Annotated in this window: 11 protein-coding genes, 1 rRNA gene and 1 pseudogene; 3 read left to right on the top strand and 10 right to left on the bottom strand. The window is 66.0% G+C overall.

Translation table 11 applies throughout. The annotated features are described in order from the left end of the window. Positions 1–173 precede the first annotated feature (173 nt). Entirely contained in the window at positions 174–827 is a 654-nt protein-coding gene (gene catA / locus DWQ67_RS03715) for a type A chloramphenicol O-acetyltransferase (protein ID WP_121484265.1), read from the top strand. Between the two features lie 1931 nt (positions 828–2758). On the opposite strand, the gene xerD is transcribed toward catA, so the two are convergent. The 9 genes from xerD to DWQ67_RS03670 form a co-directional block, all read right to left on the bottom strand. Continuing rightward, positions 2759–3709, bottom strand: a complete 951-nt coding sequence (xerD, locus tag DWQ67_RS03710; RefSeq protein ID WP_121484264.1) for a site-specific tyrosine recombinase XerD — start codon at positions 3707–3709, stop codon at positions 2759–2761. Between the two features lie 7 nt (positions 3710–3716). Continuing rightward, on the bottom strand, positions 3717–4472 hold the full coding sequence (locus DWQ67_RS03705; RefSeq protein ID WP_121484263.1) for an NUDIX domain-containing protein: 756 nt from the start codon (positions 4470–4472) through the stop codon (positions 3717–3719). Continuing rightward, entirely contained in the window at positions 4472–6151 is a 1680-nt protein-coding gene (locus DWQ67_RS03700) for a CTP synthase (protein WP_121484262.1), read from the bottom strand. The genes DWQ67_RS03705 and DWQ67_RS03700 overlap by 1 nt, the downstream gene beginning before the upstream one ends. A gap of 88 nt (positions 6152–6239) precedes the next feature. Next, positions 6240–8018, bottom strand: a complete 1779-nt coding sequence (gene recN / locus DWQ67_RS03695) for a DNA repair protein RecN (protein ID WP_121484261.1) — start codon at positions 8016–8018, stop codon at positions 6240–6242. Beyond that, positions 8015–9049: an NAD kinase gene (locus DWQ67_RS03690; RefSeq protein WP_233555896.1), complete on the bottom strand. Its 1035-nt coding sequence runs from the start codon at positions 9047–9049 to the stop codon at positions 8015–8017. Before DWQ67_RS03690 ends, recN begins: the two co-directional genes overlap by 4 nt. Positions 9050–9094: 45 nt before the next feature. Beyond that, positions 9095–9940 (bottom strand): TlyA family RNA methyltransferase, encoded by an 846-nt coding sequence (locus DWQ67_RS03685; protein WP_121484260.1) that lies wholly within the window; start codon positions 9938–9940, stop codon positions 9095–9097. Then, complete coding sequence (locus DWQ67_RS03680; protein ID WP_121484259.1) at positions 9937–10119, bottom strand: hypothetical protein; 183 nt, start codon at positions 10117–10119, stop codon at positions 9937–9939. The genes DWQ67_RS03685 and DWQ67_RS03680 overlap by 4 nt, the downstream gene beginning before the upstream one ends. Further along, complete coding sequence (locus DWQ67_RS03675; RefSeq protein ID WP_233555895.1) at positions 10116–10982, bottom strand: HAD-IIA family hydrolase; 867 nt, start codon at positions 10980–10982, stop codon at positions 10116–10118. Before DWQ67_RS03675 ends, DWQ67_RS03680 begins: the two co-directional genes overlap by 4 nt. After that, positions 10979–11938: a tetratricopeptide repeat protein gene (locus DWQ67_RS03670; protein ID WP_147433606.1), complete on the bottom strand. Its 960-nt coding sequence runs from the start codon at positions 11936–11938 to the stop codon at positions 10979–10981. Before DWQ67_RS03670 ends, DWQ67_RS03675 begins: the two co-directional genes overlap by 4 nt. Between DWQ67_RS03670 and DWQ67_RS03665 the strand changes: the two genes are divergently transcribed. Continuing rightward, positions 11882–12889 carry a hypothetical protein gene (locus tag DWQ67_RS03665; RefSeq protein WP_147433605.1) on the top strand — a complete coding sequence of 336 codons (1008 nt, stop codon included), beginning with the start codon at positions 11882–11884 and terminating at the stop codon, positions 12887–12889. The two genes, DWQ67_RS03670 and DWQ67_RS03665, sit on opposite strands and share 57 nt — an antisense overlap. 242 nt (positions 12890–13131) lie before the next feature. Further along, positions 13132–14703: pseudogene (locus DWQ67_RS03660) on the top strand (MFS transporter). A 193-nt stretch (positions 14704–14896) separates the two neighbouring features. Here the strand turns inward: DWQ67_RS03660 and rrf are convergent. Then, positions 14897–15013 (bottom strand): 5S ribosomal RNA (gene rrf / locus DWQ67_RS03655). Positions 15014–15206: the final 193 nt, after the last annotated feature.

Below are 15206 nucleotides of genomic sequence, written 5' to 3'. Positions count from 1 at the left end.
CTCTCAGGCCGCCTCCACCGGGTGCTCGACGCCGCTGCGTCGCCTCCCGAACCAGGCCTCGCCGCCCGCACGGGGGGCGTCCAAAGCAACACCGCCCGCTCAGGACACCACCTGGGCGGGCGGTGTTGTCTCGCAGGGGTGTTCCAGCCGCAGCGGACAGGGATGATGGGGGCATGGACATCCCCACTCCGATCGATCTGAGCACCTGGCCGCGGCGTGAACACTTTGAGCACTACCGCACGGCGGTCCCGTGCAGCTACGCGCTGACTGTGGAACTCGACGTCACCGAGTTCGCCGAGGCCCTGCGCCGCTCACCCCGGAAGAGCTACGTTGCCCAGATCTGGGCCCTGGCCACCGTCGTGAATCGTCATGACGAGTTCCGCATGAGCATTAACACTGCAGGCGAGGTCGGCGTGTGGCCGGTCCTGCACCCTGCCTTCACGGTCTTCAACCCGGACAGGGAGACCTTCGCCAGCGTCTGGACCCCGTACTCAACTGACTTTTCGACGTTCCACGACGCGGCCGCCGACACCCTCGCGATGCACCGGACGGCCACGGCATTCTTCCCGCAAGGGCCCCCGCCCGCCAATGCGTTTGACGTCTCCTCCTTGCCCTGGACCTCATTCACCGGCTTCAACCTCAACATCGCGGGAAGCGAGGACCACCTGCTGCCCATCTTCACGCTTGGCCGCTACGTTCGGCGCGAAGGCCGCACGCTCCTGCCGGTCGCGGCGCAGATCCACCACGCTGCCGCCGACGGATTTCACGCGAGCAGATTGCTGAACGAACTGCAGGAGTTGTTTGCCAACCCCTCTTGGATTGACTGAACAGCGTCGCAGACCGTCCACCGACCCAGCGCAGGGGGTCAGCGTGCCCGGGGGTGTGCGGGCTGACGGCGGCGGCGATGCCGGCACGCTCGGCCGCCGACGGATTTCACGCGAGCAGATTGCTGAACGAACTGAGTAGCATCCCTGAGCGCCCAAGCACTTCTGGAATCCGGAGAGTACAGACCCCACGCTCTTCGTTAAAGGCGACGAGCCACCAAACTGAGGGCGCATTCCCTCCAAGTGCCAAGTATGAATTAAAGGGCCGTCTCACCGGAAGAATCCGGCCAGACGGCCCAAGACAGCACTTTGACAGAACGAAGACTTAAGAGCAGATTTCGACGCCCTCCTCATGGTTCTGCGTGCGACAGTTGCTTTGCGGATTCTGGCCTCTATACCGAGGCTGTTTCAGAGTGCTCGGCCGGAGATTGCTGGGGGTACTCACCCCAAACAACCGCGAAACAACCAGGCGAGTCCTGCTGTTCGCTCACTTGGAAATCCCCAACCACTGTGCCATCACCGGCCACGACACGAATCATGGACGTGCCTCCCATCCGGTCTGCACTAAAATTCATCTCTGAAACCTGTGCACCCTTTACTCGTTTAGCCAGCGTGTCCCAGGCACTAGCTGGAACGGATCCACCCTGCTGCCTGAACCTCTTTGCCCCTTCGAGATTATTCTCTCCGGCCGCCACCAAAAAACCCTGCAGAGAGGAAATTGCATTGGGGGCACCAGTAGAGCAAGTACTGCTCGCACTTGTGGTGGGCATCGGCCTGCTGTCATCACTGCTTTGCTGAGAGCAAGCAGACAAAAACGAGCCAGCGAAGAGTGCCAGGGAAATCACTGCCGCAACCCTGCGGGGTGGCTTAGATTTTGTGAGCAAAGCAAGTCACTCCCGGGTTTTTGGCGACAACCTTTCCGGTGGCAACCGGAGCATGCCCAATTCTGCTCTGCCCCTTGATCGAGGAGATACTCCCCGAGCTGTCGATGACCGAAACTGTTTCTATGAGCTCTTCACCACGTTCGCCAGTTGAGTATGCTTTTTTTGACTGAAGTACGCGCTTCAATGAGCAGCGACTGACCTGTTGAGTCTTTCGTAATTTTGATCTCACTTGCCTTCACGCTCATCTCGGAGACTGGGTCAGCTTGAACCCCGGCTGGTAACTTGGACGTATCTGCCTCTCGAGTCTTAGCAGAAACCAGAAGCTGAAAATCCCGTCTTCCGCTGGCGGTGAATTGGGGCCCGGATTTTGCCATCGAAAGAAGTCCGGCAATTCTCAAGCTTTCCACTGGTTTATGCTCAACCTTCTTGCCCGATTCCAGCTTCGGGGGGAGATTCTTCTGCGACTGCAGGGATCGCCGTAAGACTAATCTACAGAATACTGATTGAAGCAATCGCCAAATTTTCTACTAAGGCTCGTCTGACTGGCCTGACCAGGATTCCTCCTTCGGGTAAATTATCTTTTGATGGGGAAAGTGTGGCACCCCGCCGGGTTTGAACACTATCGGATAAGGAATTGTTATCTTAGTGTGACCTGTCTGGAATAAGTCCTTCGGCAGTGCAAATTCCTGGGGAAGGCCCAGTCGGCTGCGTAGGAGCCCATTGCAGATGGCGGCCTGACGTGGAGGTGCTCAAACCAGCCTTTAATCGACTCGGCGGGGCCGTTAGAGGTGCCGCTGTGGACGGAGAACGCCACGTTGTCGGCGAATCGCTGATCGCGGGTCCGGCCTGGTCTCCAGCTTGAGGTCGCGGGAGGGCCAGTCACTTCTCCGGTGTCCCGAGCAACCCCTTCGAAGACGCAGGGGTTCTCTTCTTTTCCGGCCTGCTCTTTCACCGCGGGACTGAAGTTTTGGTTGCCCCACAAGTTATTGGCCCACTACAGCCAGGGAAGCTCCGGACCGCCTGGGAAAACCGGTCCGAAGGACGAACCTACTAGCGCGCCCGGGGGTGCGAGGTCAGGAACACCTCTCGCAGGGTATCCACGGTCACCAGGGTGTAGACCTGCGTGGTGGTCACGGAGGCGTGGCCCAGCAGTTCCTGCACCACGCGCACGTCCGCGCCGCCCTCGATGAGGTGCGTGGCGAAGGAGTGGCGCAGGGTGTGAGGGCTGACGGCGGCGGCGATGCCGGCCCGTTCTGCCGCGGCCTTGATGATGAGCCAGGACGATTGGCGCGAGAGCCGCCCTCCGCGCTGGTTCAGGAAGAGCGCCGGGGTCCCCTTGCCCTGGGCCACCAACCCGGGCCGTGCCCGCACCAGGTACTCCCCCAGCGCCTTGACCGCATAGGAACCCAGCGGAACCACGCGCTCCTTGGACCCCTTTCCGAAGAGCCGCACCACGGCCGGCAAATCATCCTCCGCCTCCAGGTGCAGGTCATCCACATCCAGGCCCACGGCCTCGGAGACGCGGGCCCCCGTGGCGTAGAGGAACTCCAGCAGCGCCCTATCCCGCAACCCGGCCGCCGTCTCCGTGTCCGGGGCACCAAGGATGGCCTCCACGTCCGCCAGCGGCAACGCCTTGGGCAGGCGCTGCCCAGCGCGCGGCGGGTGCACATCCGAGGCCACGTCCTCGGCCGTGATGCCCTCCAGCGCCCAAAACTTGTGCAGGCCGCGCACGGCCACCACGGTGCGCGCCGCGGAACGCGGCGCCAGAGCGGAGGCGCCGTCAGCGCCGTCGCCCAGGGCCTGCGCAAAACCGGTGACGTCCCGGGGGCCCACGCCCAGTGGCGTGTGGTGGCCCTGCGCGCGCAGGTAGTGCGCGTAGCGGGTCAAGTCACGGCGATAGGCACCCAGGGTGTTGGCCGCCAAGCCGCGCTCCACCGCAAGGTGTTGCAGATAGGAGTCCACCGCTCGCTCCAGCGCATCCGGCGTGGGCACGTCCGTCATGACAGGCTCAAGCGAAGTCAATGGGGCGCGGCTGAGTGGTTCCTGCCGGGCTCTGGGCCGCGGGCCGCGCCGGCCACGGGGCGTCCACCGGGCGCAGATGCGTGAAGCGCGAGGCCACGGTGGTCGCCAGGGCAAGGATCCCGGTAATGGCGGTGGGATTGGTAAAGCGGCCGGCCAACACGGCGTCCACCGCGTCTTCCAAAGGGAGCCAGACGGGTTGCAACCCGGCCTCCTCTTCGGTGCGTTCAAAGCGCTGGGACTCGGGGACCGGGGTCAGCTCCCGCGCCAGGAAGATGCGCATGGCCTCATCTGAGGAACCCGGAGAGTTGTACTGATCAATCAGCACGTCCCAGCGGGCGGCGGTGTAATCCGCCTCCTCATACAACTCGCGTGCCGCGGCATCCAGGGCAGATTCCCCGCCAACATCCAGGAGCCCAGCTGGAATCTCCCATAGCTCCGAGCGCACCGGCTGGCGGCGCTGGCGCTGAACCAACACGCGAGAATCCTGATCCATCGCCACCACACTTACGGCGCCCGGATGGTGGATGAAGTCCCGCGAGATGACCCGGTCCACCCCGTCCATCTCAAACTTCTCCCGCACCACATCAAAAATGTGGCCGGAGAAAGTGACGTCGCGGGACACCAGCCCGGGGCTCACCGGAACATCCGCAATCGTCTCGAAGAAGCGCTGCTGCGCCTCGTCAAGCGATGCTTGGTTCGATGGTGAGCCGTCAGCCGGACCCTGCCCCGCGACGCTCGGCATCACTTGACCTTGTACTCCAAGGCGGCGCCGATCAGGCCGGCAAACAACGCGTTGGCGCGGGTGGGACGCGAGCCAAGCTCCGGGTGGGCCTGCGTGGAGACGTAGTAGGGGTGCACCTCGCGGGGCAACTCCACGTACTCCACCAGGTGACCGTCCGGCGAGGTGCCGGAGATGACCAGGCCGGCCTCTTCCAACTGCACGCGGTAGGCGTTGTTGACCTCGTAGCGGTGACGGTGACGCTCGGAGGCCTCGGTGGCGCCGTAGGTGGCGGCCACCACGGAGCCCTCCTTCAGCTTGGCCGGGTACAGGCCAAGGCGCATGGTGCCGCCCAGGTCTCCCTTGCCGTCCACGATGTGCTCCTGCTCCGCCATGGTGGAGACCACGGGCTGAGCCGTGTTCGGATCAAACTCGGTGGAAGACGCCTCGGTGAGGCCGGCCATGTTGCGGGCGTACTCAATCACCATGGACTGCAGGCCAAGGCACAAGCCAAGGGTCGGCAGGCCGGTGGTGCGCGCGTGGGTGAGGGCTCCAAGCTTGCCCTCCAAGCCACGAATGCCAAAGCCACCGGGCACGCAGATCGCGGAAACGCCCTTCAGGGCCTTGCGGGCGCCCTCCGGCGTGGCGCACTCATCCGAGCGCACCCAGCGAATCTTCACGCGCGTCTGGTTCGCAAAGCCACCGGCGCGCAGGGCCTCGGTGACGGAGAGGTACGCGTCCGGCAGGTCGATGTACTTGCCCACCAGCGCCACCTCCACCTCATGCTTGGGGTGGTGAACGGCGTCCAGCAGTTTGTTCCACTTGGTCCAGTCCACGTCCTGGAACTTCAGGGAGAGCGCCTGGACGATGTACGCATCCAGGCCCTGGGCGTGGATGGTCACCGGGATGTCATAGATGCTCGGGGCATCCGCGCAGTTAATGACCGCCTCCGGGTCCACATCGCACGTGCGGCCAATCTTGACGCGCATCTCCATGGGGACCTCGCGATCCGAGCGGATCACTAGCGCGTCCGGCTGGATGCCGATGGAGCGCAGAGCCGCCACCGAGTGTTGCGTCGGCTTGGTCTTGAGCTCGTGGCTGGGGCCGATGTAAGGGACCAGGGAGACGTGCACAAAGAAGACGTTGCCGCGGCCAATGTCCTGGCGCACCTGGCGCGCGGACTCGAGGAAGGGCTGGGACTCGATGTCGCCAACCGTGCCGCCGATTTCCGTGATGATCACGTCCGGGGCGCTGTTGCCATCACCGGGTTCGGTGGCAGGCAGGCGCATGCGGCGCTTGATCTCATCGGTGATGTGCGGGATGACCTGGACGGTATCGCCAAGGTAGTCCCCCCGGCGCTCCTTCTCGATCACCGTGGAGTACACCTGGCCGGTGGTCACGTTGGCGTTTCCGGCGAGGTTCTCGTCAAGGAAGCGCTCGTAGTGACCGATGTCCAGATCCGTCTCCGCGCCGTCGTCGGTCACAAAGACCTCGCCGTGCTGGAACGGATTCATGGTGCCTGGATCCACGTTGAGGTACGGGTCCAGCTTTTGCATCGTCACGGAAAGGCCGCGCGAACGCAGCAAGTTTCCTAGAGAAGAAGCCGTCAACCCCTTCCCCAAAGAGGACGCCACGCCACCGGTGACGAAGATGTGTTTGGTGGTCTCGTTGGACCGTTGCCTGGGAAAGGATCGTTGCACCACGGGACTTCACCTTAGCATCGAAGGGGCCAAAGCACACCTGATGGGGTGCCCCGGAAAGTGTCGGCGGGCTCCGGAAGGAGCGCCGGGGTTAGGACGGCCGGGCCGCCTCCGCTGCCGCGTCCTCCAGCAATTCCTTGGCATGGGCGCGCGCCGCTTCGGAATCAGCCTGTCCGGCGAGCATCCGGGCCAGTTCCGTAATGCGTCCCTCGGTGTCCAAGGTCACCACATCTGAGGTGGTGAAGCCGGAGCTTCCCTCACCGTGCGCCGTCTTGGTGACGTTCAGGTGCCGGTCGGCAAAGGCCGCCACCTGCGGCAGGTGGGTCACCACGACCACCTGGACATGGCGGGCCAGGCGGGCCAGGCGCCGCCCAATCTCCACCGCGGCCTCCCCGCCCACGCCGGAATCCACCTCATCAAAGACAAAGGTCGGCACCGGATCCACCTCAGCCAGCACCACCTCCAGTGCCAGCATCACGCGTGAGAGCTCGCCGCCAGAGGCCCCCTTGCCCAGCGGGCGGGGATCAGACCCGGGATGCGGGGCCAGCAAGAAATTGATCTCGTCTGCGCCGTGCGTGGCCGGCGCGGCGGCCTCCACCTGGATGCTCAGCCTGGCCTGGGGCATGGCCAGCGCGTGCAGCTCCTGATCCACGCGCGTTGACAGCCGTTGCGCCGCCTCAACACGCAGCGCGTGCAGGGCCTGGGAGTGTTCCTCCAACTCGGCCTGGAGACGGGCGACGGCGGCGGTCAGCTCCTCCGCTCGCGCCGGGTCATCCTGCAGTCCACTCAGGCGCACGCGCGCCTGGGCGGCCCACTCCAGCACCTCGTCGATGCTGGGGGCGTAGCGGCGTTGCAGGCCGGCCAGGTCCGCGCGCCGGTCCTCCACCGCGGCAAGCTCCGCCGGGGCATCCGCGTCCAGGGATTGCATGTAGCTGGCCAACTCCGTGGCTACGTCGGAGAGGATGTAGCCCAGCTCCCGCAGGCGGGCCGTCTGCTCCGCCAGAGCCGGGTCGTCTGCGTCCACCGCCTCCAGGGCGCGCTTGGCTGCGTCCACCAGAGAAACGGCGTCCACCGCCTCTCCAATCTCCTCGCTGACCAGCGCCGCGTGCGCGCTTGCTGCGCCCCCGCGTAGCTCCTCCACGTGGGTCAAGCGCAGTGAGCGCGCCGTCAGCTCGTCATCCTCCCCTGGCTGGGGGTCAACACGGTCAATCTCCTCCAAGGCGGACTGCAGGGTCTCCGCCTCTAGCGCGCGCTCACGCCCGCGCTCATGAATGTCCGCGAGCTCCGCCGTGGCCGCGTTCAGCGCCTCAAAGCTGGCGACGTACTTGGCCAGCGCCGCCGCCACGTCCTCGCCACCAAAGGCGTCCAGCGCGGCTCGCTGCTCCCCCGTTCCCCGCAGGCGCAACTGATCCGACTGGCCATGGACCGCCACCAACTTGTCGCCAATCCGTCCCAGCGCGCCCACCGGGATGGAACGCCCGCCAGCGTGGGCGCGGCCGCGCCCCTCTGCTGACACCGTGCGGGACAGGTACAGGGCAGCGCGACCGGGCCCATCGTCGTCGAGCTCCGCGCCCGCCTCCGCGGCCTCCCTGAAGGCGGGGGCATCCGGCGAGTCAATGATCGTGGCCTCCACGACCGCCTTGTCCTGGCCGCGCCGAACGATGCCGGCGTCCGCGCGCCGCCCGGTCAGCAGACCAAGGGCCGTGACGACCATGGTCTTGCCCGCGCCGGTCTCGCCCGTGACCACGGTGTAGCCGGGGCCAAGCGGCAGGCTGGCGTCTTGGATGTCCGCGGCGCTGTGCGGGGCGCCGAGCGGCAGCTCCGCCTCGTCAATGACACCCAGGGAACGGATGCGCAGGGATTCAATCATCGAGGTAACTCCGGTCCTTCTGGCAAGAGCGGGGCCACATTGCGCGGCGGCTCTACGACGTTCACGTGCCCCACTACCGGGGTCTCGCTCGTGGCCGGCTGGCTCGCGTCCCCTGCGGGGCCGCGCCACCCGACGATGGGCAGTTCAAACTTGCGCACCAGGCGCTCGCTAAACGGGGTGTGGGTCAGGCGGGCCAGCCGCACAGGGTGCGAGCTGCGGGTCACCTCCACGCGTGAGCCCGGAGGCAGGTCAACTGTTCTGCGCCCGTCGCACCACAGCACACCTCGCGCCTCCGTGCGGGTGAGGATTTCCACGGCCATGGTGGAGGTGGGTGCCACGACCAGCGGCCGGGCAAAGAGCGCGTGGGCGCTGATGGGGGCCATGACCAGCGCCTCCACCTCCGGCCAGACCACCGGCCCGCCGGCGGAGAAGGCATAGGCCGTGGAGCCGGTGGGAGTCGCCATGACCACGCCGTCGCAGCCAAAGGTGCTGATGGGGCGGGCATCCACCTCCACCACCACCTCCACCATGCGCTCGCGCTCGGCCTTCTCCACCGCGGCCTCGTTGAGGGCCCAGGTGTGCGCGCGGCGTTGCCCCCCGGAGAACACCTGCACATCAATGGTCATGCGCTCTTCCACGGTGTAATTGCGCTGCACAATGGCCTGCACCGTGCTCTCCAGATCCGCCTTCTCGCTCTCCGCGAGGAAGCCGACGTGGCCCAGGTTGACGCCAAGGAGCGCCACGGAGGATCCACGCACCAACTCGGCGGTGCGCAAGATGGTGCCGTCCCCACCCAGAACCATGCCCAGCTCAATGCCGTTCAGGCCCACATCCTGGCCAAGCACCTCAACGTCCAAGTGATCGCAGTTCTGATTCGCGCGGATCTCTGCGGCCTCATCGGCGCGCATCACCGGGGTCAGCCCGTTGGCACGCAACAGCTCGCAGGCCTCCAGCGCAACGCTGACTGCCTCCGTGCGGCCCGTGTGGGTCAAGACCAGAATGCGCCTCATGCCGTCCTCTCCGACGTCCATCGTGTTCTGCTCGCTGACCAAGAACGGCCCACGGCGGGGAACACGTTAAGAGTAGTCAACGGCGGCGAGCGTTGCGGCGATCTGTTCGCTTGCGGTGGAGAAGTGCTCGGTGTGCGGCCGGGTGGGGACGCTGAGGCGAAGAAAGAATTCGGCGTTGCCGTCCTGCCCAGGCAGCGAGCTTCTGGAGACCTCTTCCAGCGTCAGGCCAGCCCGCAGTGCCGCGTCTACGACGCCTTCCACGGCGACCTTCCTCGAACCGGCGTGGGTCACCACACCGGTGCGGGCCAGACGCTCGCGACCAATCTCAAACTGGGGTTTGACCATCAAGATCATCTGCCCGCCCGGGCGCGTCACATTCGCGAGCGGTCCCACCACCAGCCGGAGGGAAATGAAGGAGAGATCGCCCACGACCAGGTCCACTCCCCCGGGAACAAAGTCCTCCGTGAGCTGGCGCACGTTCACGCCTTCGTGGTTCTCCACGCGCGGATCCGCGCTGAGCGTGGGATGCAGCTGCCCGTGGCCCACGTCCACGGCGATCACCCGGCGCGCGCCACGTTCTAGCAGCACCTGCGTGAACCCACCGGTGGAGGCACCGGCATCCAGGCAGAGGGCATCCTGCACGACGACGCTGGTGAAGGTTTCCAAGGCGCCGATCAGTTTGTGCGCGGCGCGGCCCACATAACGATCTGCCTCGTCCCCTGTCAGGCTCAGTTCGCTCCCCGGCTTCACTGCCAAGGAGGCCCTGGTGACGACTAAGCCGTCCACGCTGACGCGGCCCGCGGCGATGGCCTTGGCCGCCCGAGTCCGCGAGGAGCACAACCCGCTCGTGACCAGCAGCTGATCCACCCTGCCGGCTTCCGGTGCTGAGGCGGACTGAATGGCCGCGCTCATGCCTCCTCCTCGAGGGCCTCAGTGAGCTGACCCAGGAGGCGCTCAAAGTGGGCCGGGTGCTCACCCAGCCCCGCGTCGTCGAGCAGCTCCAGTGGCTCAAGCAGCTGCGCTTCCGAGGGAAGCGGGCGCTCCTGCGCTGGCTGGTGCGGCCCAGGGAGGGGCGGTGTGTTGGTGCTCATGCGCGCGCTGACTCCGCCGCTTCAAAGAGCCCGGCCAGCGTATCGATGACGTAGGTGGGGCGCTGCGCTGCGTCCGCCTGCCGCGCAGTGTCCCTCGAGTCGATGCCGGTCAGGACCAGAACCGTGTCCATGCCCGCGGCGATCCCGCCGGCGATGTCCGTGTCCAGGCGGTCCCCGATCATGAGCGGGCGCTCGCAACCCAGCTGCTGCGCCGCAAGGTGCATCAGCGTGGGCTGGGGTTTGCCTGCCACCAACGGTTCACAGTCCACCGCGCGGCGAACTGCGGCAACCAGGCTGCCGTTGCCCGGAGCGATGCCCTGGGCGCGGGGAATGGTGGAATCGGTGTTGCTGGCGACCCATCTGGCGCCGCGCTGAATGGCATACGCCGCGGCCGCGAGGTCCGCCCAGCCGAGGCCCGGGTCAAATCCCTGGATCACGTAGTCGGGGTGCGCGTCCTCTGCCACAGGAATGAGGGCAAAGCCCGCGTCTGCGACCTGCTCACGCAGCGCATCGGAGCCCACCACCATGGCGGTCAGCTCCCCCGCGTGCGGGGAGCCAAGGCCCTCCCAGCCCTCCGAGTCGTCCCGGGCCAGGCGGGCTGCCGCCGCGGCGGACCCGAAGACCTGCTCCGGGCCCACCGACAGCCCGAGGCCGCGCAGGTGTTCTGCGACGGCCTCGGTACGCCGAGAGGCGTTGTTGGTGACAAAGCCGACCCGCAGGCCCTCTGCCATGGCGCGGTTCAGCGACTCCACGGCGCCCGGCAACGCGCCCTGGCCGGCGTACACGACGCCGTCCAGGTCACAGAGCAGGCCGTCGTAGAGGTCCACCAAACGCTGCGGCTTGGTCACCGCGGTGTTGTTCACCGCTCGGAGTCCTCCGCACCGCCCAGCTCGCGCTGCTGCGAGGCGAACTCATCAACGGCGTCGCCGTCCTCGAGCTCTTCATCGTCCTGCTCCGGGCTACCGTCATGCTGCTCATCGCGGCTCTGCTCGGGGTGGTTGGACTCCTCCGACTCGTCGCCGTAGGCAAACGGGTCCTCGTGACCCTCGGGGAGCACGTCGCCGTCCTCATCCTCGCCATTGTTGCTCAGCGTGCGCAGGGAGTCCTCGTCGCTGATGCGGGGCTGCTCCTCGCGGTAGCCGGCCACTGCCTCCGCGGCCCGCGGCAGCACATCGCCGTCCTCGTCCTCTTCCGGGTCATCCAAGAGCAGGTCAAGGTCGATGATCTCTTCCTCGTCCTCCTCGACACCGAGCGCCTGCTCCGCAACCGCGATGCGGGCCGTCCACTTGGCGGCCTCTTCCTTGCGGTCCACTGAGATCAGGGCCTCTGCGTACGCCTCGAAGAGGCGCGGGCTGAAGGAGTAGGCCTTGTTCATGTCCAGCGTGGGGATCTCCAGGGCCTTGACCGCCTCTTCCTGGCGGTTCAGGTCCATGAGGATGCCGGCGCGCACGATGGCGACCTCTGCACCGGCGGCGCCAGTCAGTGCCTGGGCCTCCGGCGACTCGACGGTCTCCAGGGCCTTGTCCACACGGCCCAGCGCCCGCTCGCAGTCGGCCATCAGGGCCAAGTGCTCGTCGGAGCCGGAGATGCGGCGGTAGGTGCGCAGTTCACGCAGGGCGTCGTGGAACTTCTCTGAGGCGTAGGCGGTGAGGCCAACAGCCTCGCGGACCATGGCGACGCGGCCACCGCGGCGGCTTGCTGCCTCCGCGTGGTCAAAGGCCAACTCCGGCTCGGTGTCGATGTAGCGGGCGGCCATGACCAAGTGCTTGGCCACCCAGCCGCGGTTGCGCTCGTCCAGGTACTGCAACTCGCGCAGCACCGGCTTGTCCAGCTCCTTGCCCGTCACATCGCTATCGATCTCCGGGGACTTCTCGCGGCCATCGCGGTTCGCTGCGCGGTTGTCGCCGCCCAGGCGCTCCGGACGCTCTTCTTCGCGGCCCTGGCGGTCAAAGCCGCCACGGTCGCCGCGGTCATTGCGATCGTTGCGGGCGCCACGGTCGTTGCGATCCCCACGGTCGTTGCGATCCCCACGGGCCGGGCCGCGGTCCGAGGACTGACGACGATCGCCGGCGCCGAATCCGCCGCCGCGCTGCGGGCGATCGGTCGGCTGAGGGCGGTTGCTGTGCTCGGGACGCTCGGTGCGCGCCGGGCGCTCCGTGCGCTCAGCACGCTGGGGACGCTCATCGCGCGCCGGGCGCGTGTCGCGCTGGGGACGGTCGCTGCGGGGTGCCTGATCGCGGCGGTCCTCGCGGCGGTCGCCGCCAAAGCCACCACCGCGGTTGTCATCACGACGGTTGTCATCACGACGGGGGCCGCGATCATCGCGGCGATCGCCACCAAAACCCCCACCGCGAGTGTCCTCACGACGGTCACCACCGCGGAAGCCACCACCACGGTTGTCATCACGACGGTCATTGCCGCGGAAACCGCCACCCTGACGATCATCACGACGGGGGGCGCGATCATCACGACGATCGCCACCAAAACCCCCACCGCGAGTGTCCTCACGACGGTCACCACCGCGGAAGCCACCACCACGGTTGTCATCACGACGGTCATTGCCGCGGAAGCCGCCACCCTGACGATCATCACGACGGGGCGCGCGATCATCACGACGATCGCCACCGAAGCCACCGGAACGACGCTCTCCGTCACGGGCCGGCCGATCATCATTGCGCGGGCTGTACGGCTTGCGACCGTTTCCGGTGTAGCCGGAACCCTGACCGGATCGATCCTGACGACGGGGGCCGTTGCCCTCCTGGTGGTTTGACACGGTGACCTCTCTAAAGTTTCTTGGCGCGTCGACAGACTGCCGTCGACGCAAGTATCCATTCTAGCCGCTATGAACAGCGCTGGCTTCAGACGCGAGCACCAGGGACTGTGACATCCCCCGAAGATGCCGTGGCCGTTGCTGTGCACCCCCTCGCCGCCAGGCCTCTGGATCAGTTCGCGCTTGAGATCCACGGCGACCCACGCAGGCTCTGCTAACGTGACCGGCATGTCAGCCGCTTCATGCTCAGCCGCTTGCCCGGCAGTGACCGAGACCTCCCGCTAACGGCGGGACGTCCAGCTCACCACATCATTCCCCTGGCTCGTCCGGCCGTTTCGGTTTCAGTCCGATGCGGCACACCGTGCTGCTCGGTACCTTTTCGAGCGACGGAGCATTCCATGTCTTTTGACACCCCCTTTTCACGCGGTCAACGCCCCCGCCCTTGGCACGCGCCCCTCATCTTGTGCGCCATGTCCATGCTGCAATTCTTCATCGCTGTCGATGTGACAGTGGTCAACGTCGCACTACCTTCAATCGGCGCAGACCTCGGCGTCGGCGGCCACTCCCTCACGTGGGTGGTGGTCGGCTACACGCTGACCGGCGGCGGTCTCCTGATGCTCGGTGGCCGGCTCGGAGACGTGTTCGGTCGACGCCGCACACTCTTAGGTGGCACCACAATTTTCGGTGCGGCATCCCTCCTCGCCGGACTCGCCCCTTCCTTCCCTCTTTTGGTCGTCGCTCGCCTGCTCCAGGGCGCAGGCTAGGCAATAGCACTGCCCGCAGCCATGGCCACCATCGTGCTGTTGTATCCAGAAGGCCCCCGACGATCGCGTGCATTGAGTATTTGGGCCGCCGTAGCTAGCTGCGGCCTGGTTCTCGGGTTTGCGCTCTCCGGGATCATCACCGAGTACCTGGGATGGCGGTGGATTTTTCTGATCGCTACGCCGTTCATCCTGGTGGTGATCGCGGCGACGTGGCTGCTGATCCCGGGCGAACGCCGGGCTCCCACCACGCGGGTCAGCATTGATGTACCTGGAGCTCTCCTCCTGACGGCCAGCCCCCTGCTTTTCATCTACGCCGTGGTTGGAGCTGGTGACCCGGAGACAAGCATCTGGCTGAACGTCTTGGCTCTCATCGGCGCCTTGTTGAGCGGTGTCGCCTTCCTCCGCATCGAGTCGCGTGCCGTCAACCCCATCGTTCCTCGCGCCATATTCGCCAACAAGGCGCGTTTGAAAGCGAACCTCACCACCATGTTGCTCAGCGGAGCGTTGTCTACGTCGTTCTTGCTCTTCACGTTCTACCTCCAAGACCGACTCCGTTTGAGCCCCATGGCGGCGGGCGTCACCATGCTTCCTCTGGCCGGAGCGCTCATCGCGGCCACCGTCTTGGTCCCCCGACTCATGACACGGTGGGGAGCTCGCGCGTGCGTCTTGACCGGCATAGCGTCAACTGGATCCGCGATGACGGTGATCGCGGTCGTCGCAGTGGTTGGTGGAGGCGTGCCGTGGCTACTTCTCGCCATGCTGCTCATCGCGGCGGGCATGGGCTTTGGACTGGTTGGCCTGCAGTATCTTGCCGTCAGCGGCACGACTGACGCGGACGCAGGAGTGGCATCCGGGATCCAACGGGCGGCCGACCAACTTGGAGGAGCCAGCGGCGTCGCCGTCTTCGTTGGACTCGGCTTTGCGCCGGCCCTACATCATGCTGATGCATTCTTGGTCTCAGCAGCGCTGGCCCTCGTGGGACTCTTCGCCGCGGCCGTCATCATGCTCCGCCAGCCGGGAGGCGTGGGCCCCAAACCCAAGGCTCACTAGCACAGCGCACTGCGGCGCCGCTTCCCTGGTGTCGCAGTGCGCTGCGTGCGCTGGCCGGGGTGGGTGCCGGCGGGGTGCGTGCGCTGGCCGGTGTGGGTGCCGGCCGGGAAGTGTTTTGGGTATGAGAAAGGCCCCGCGCCTCTCCGAACCCTGTTAGGGGTTTGGGGGCTGCGGGGCCTTCCTGTGTGGTTGTGTCCGGCGGCGTCCTACTCTCCCACAACCTCCCGGTTGCAGTACCATCGGCGCTGTAGGGCTTAGCTTCCGGGTTCGGGATGGGACCGGGCGTTTCCCCTACGCTATGACCGCCGTAACTCTTTCACTCCGCCACAACCCTTCGCATTGCTGCTGTTGGGTGTGGTGGTGGTCTGTGTGTTACTTGCGTGTGCGTGGTGACACAATATTTTGTTGTGGTGATGCTGTATGAAATTTTGGGGTTGCGAAGGTTGTTGTTTCGTAACCGAATAGTGGACGCGTGCAGAGCTTGCTTGAACTGTTTTGAAGCC

It is taken from the genome of Galactobacter caseinivorans (assembly GCF_003640665.1).
Classification (GTDB): domain Bacteria; phylum Actinomycetota; class Actinomycetes; order Actinomycetales; family Micrococcaceae; genus Galactobacter; species Galactobacter caseinivorans.
Note: the sequence above shows the minus strand (reverse complement) of the source record. Positions and strands in the feature narration are given on the sequence as shown.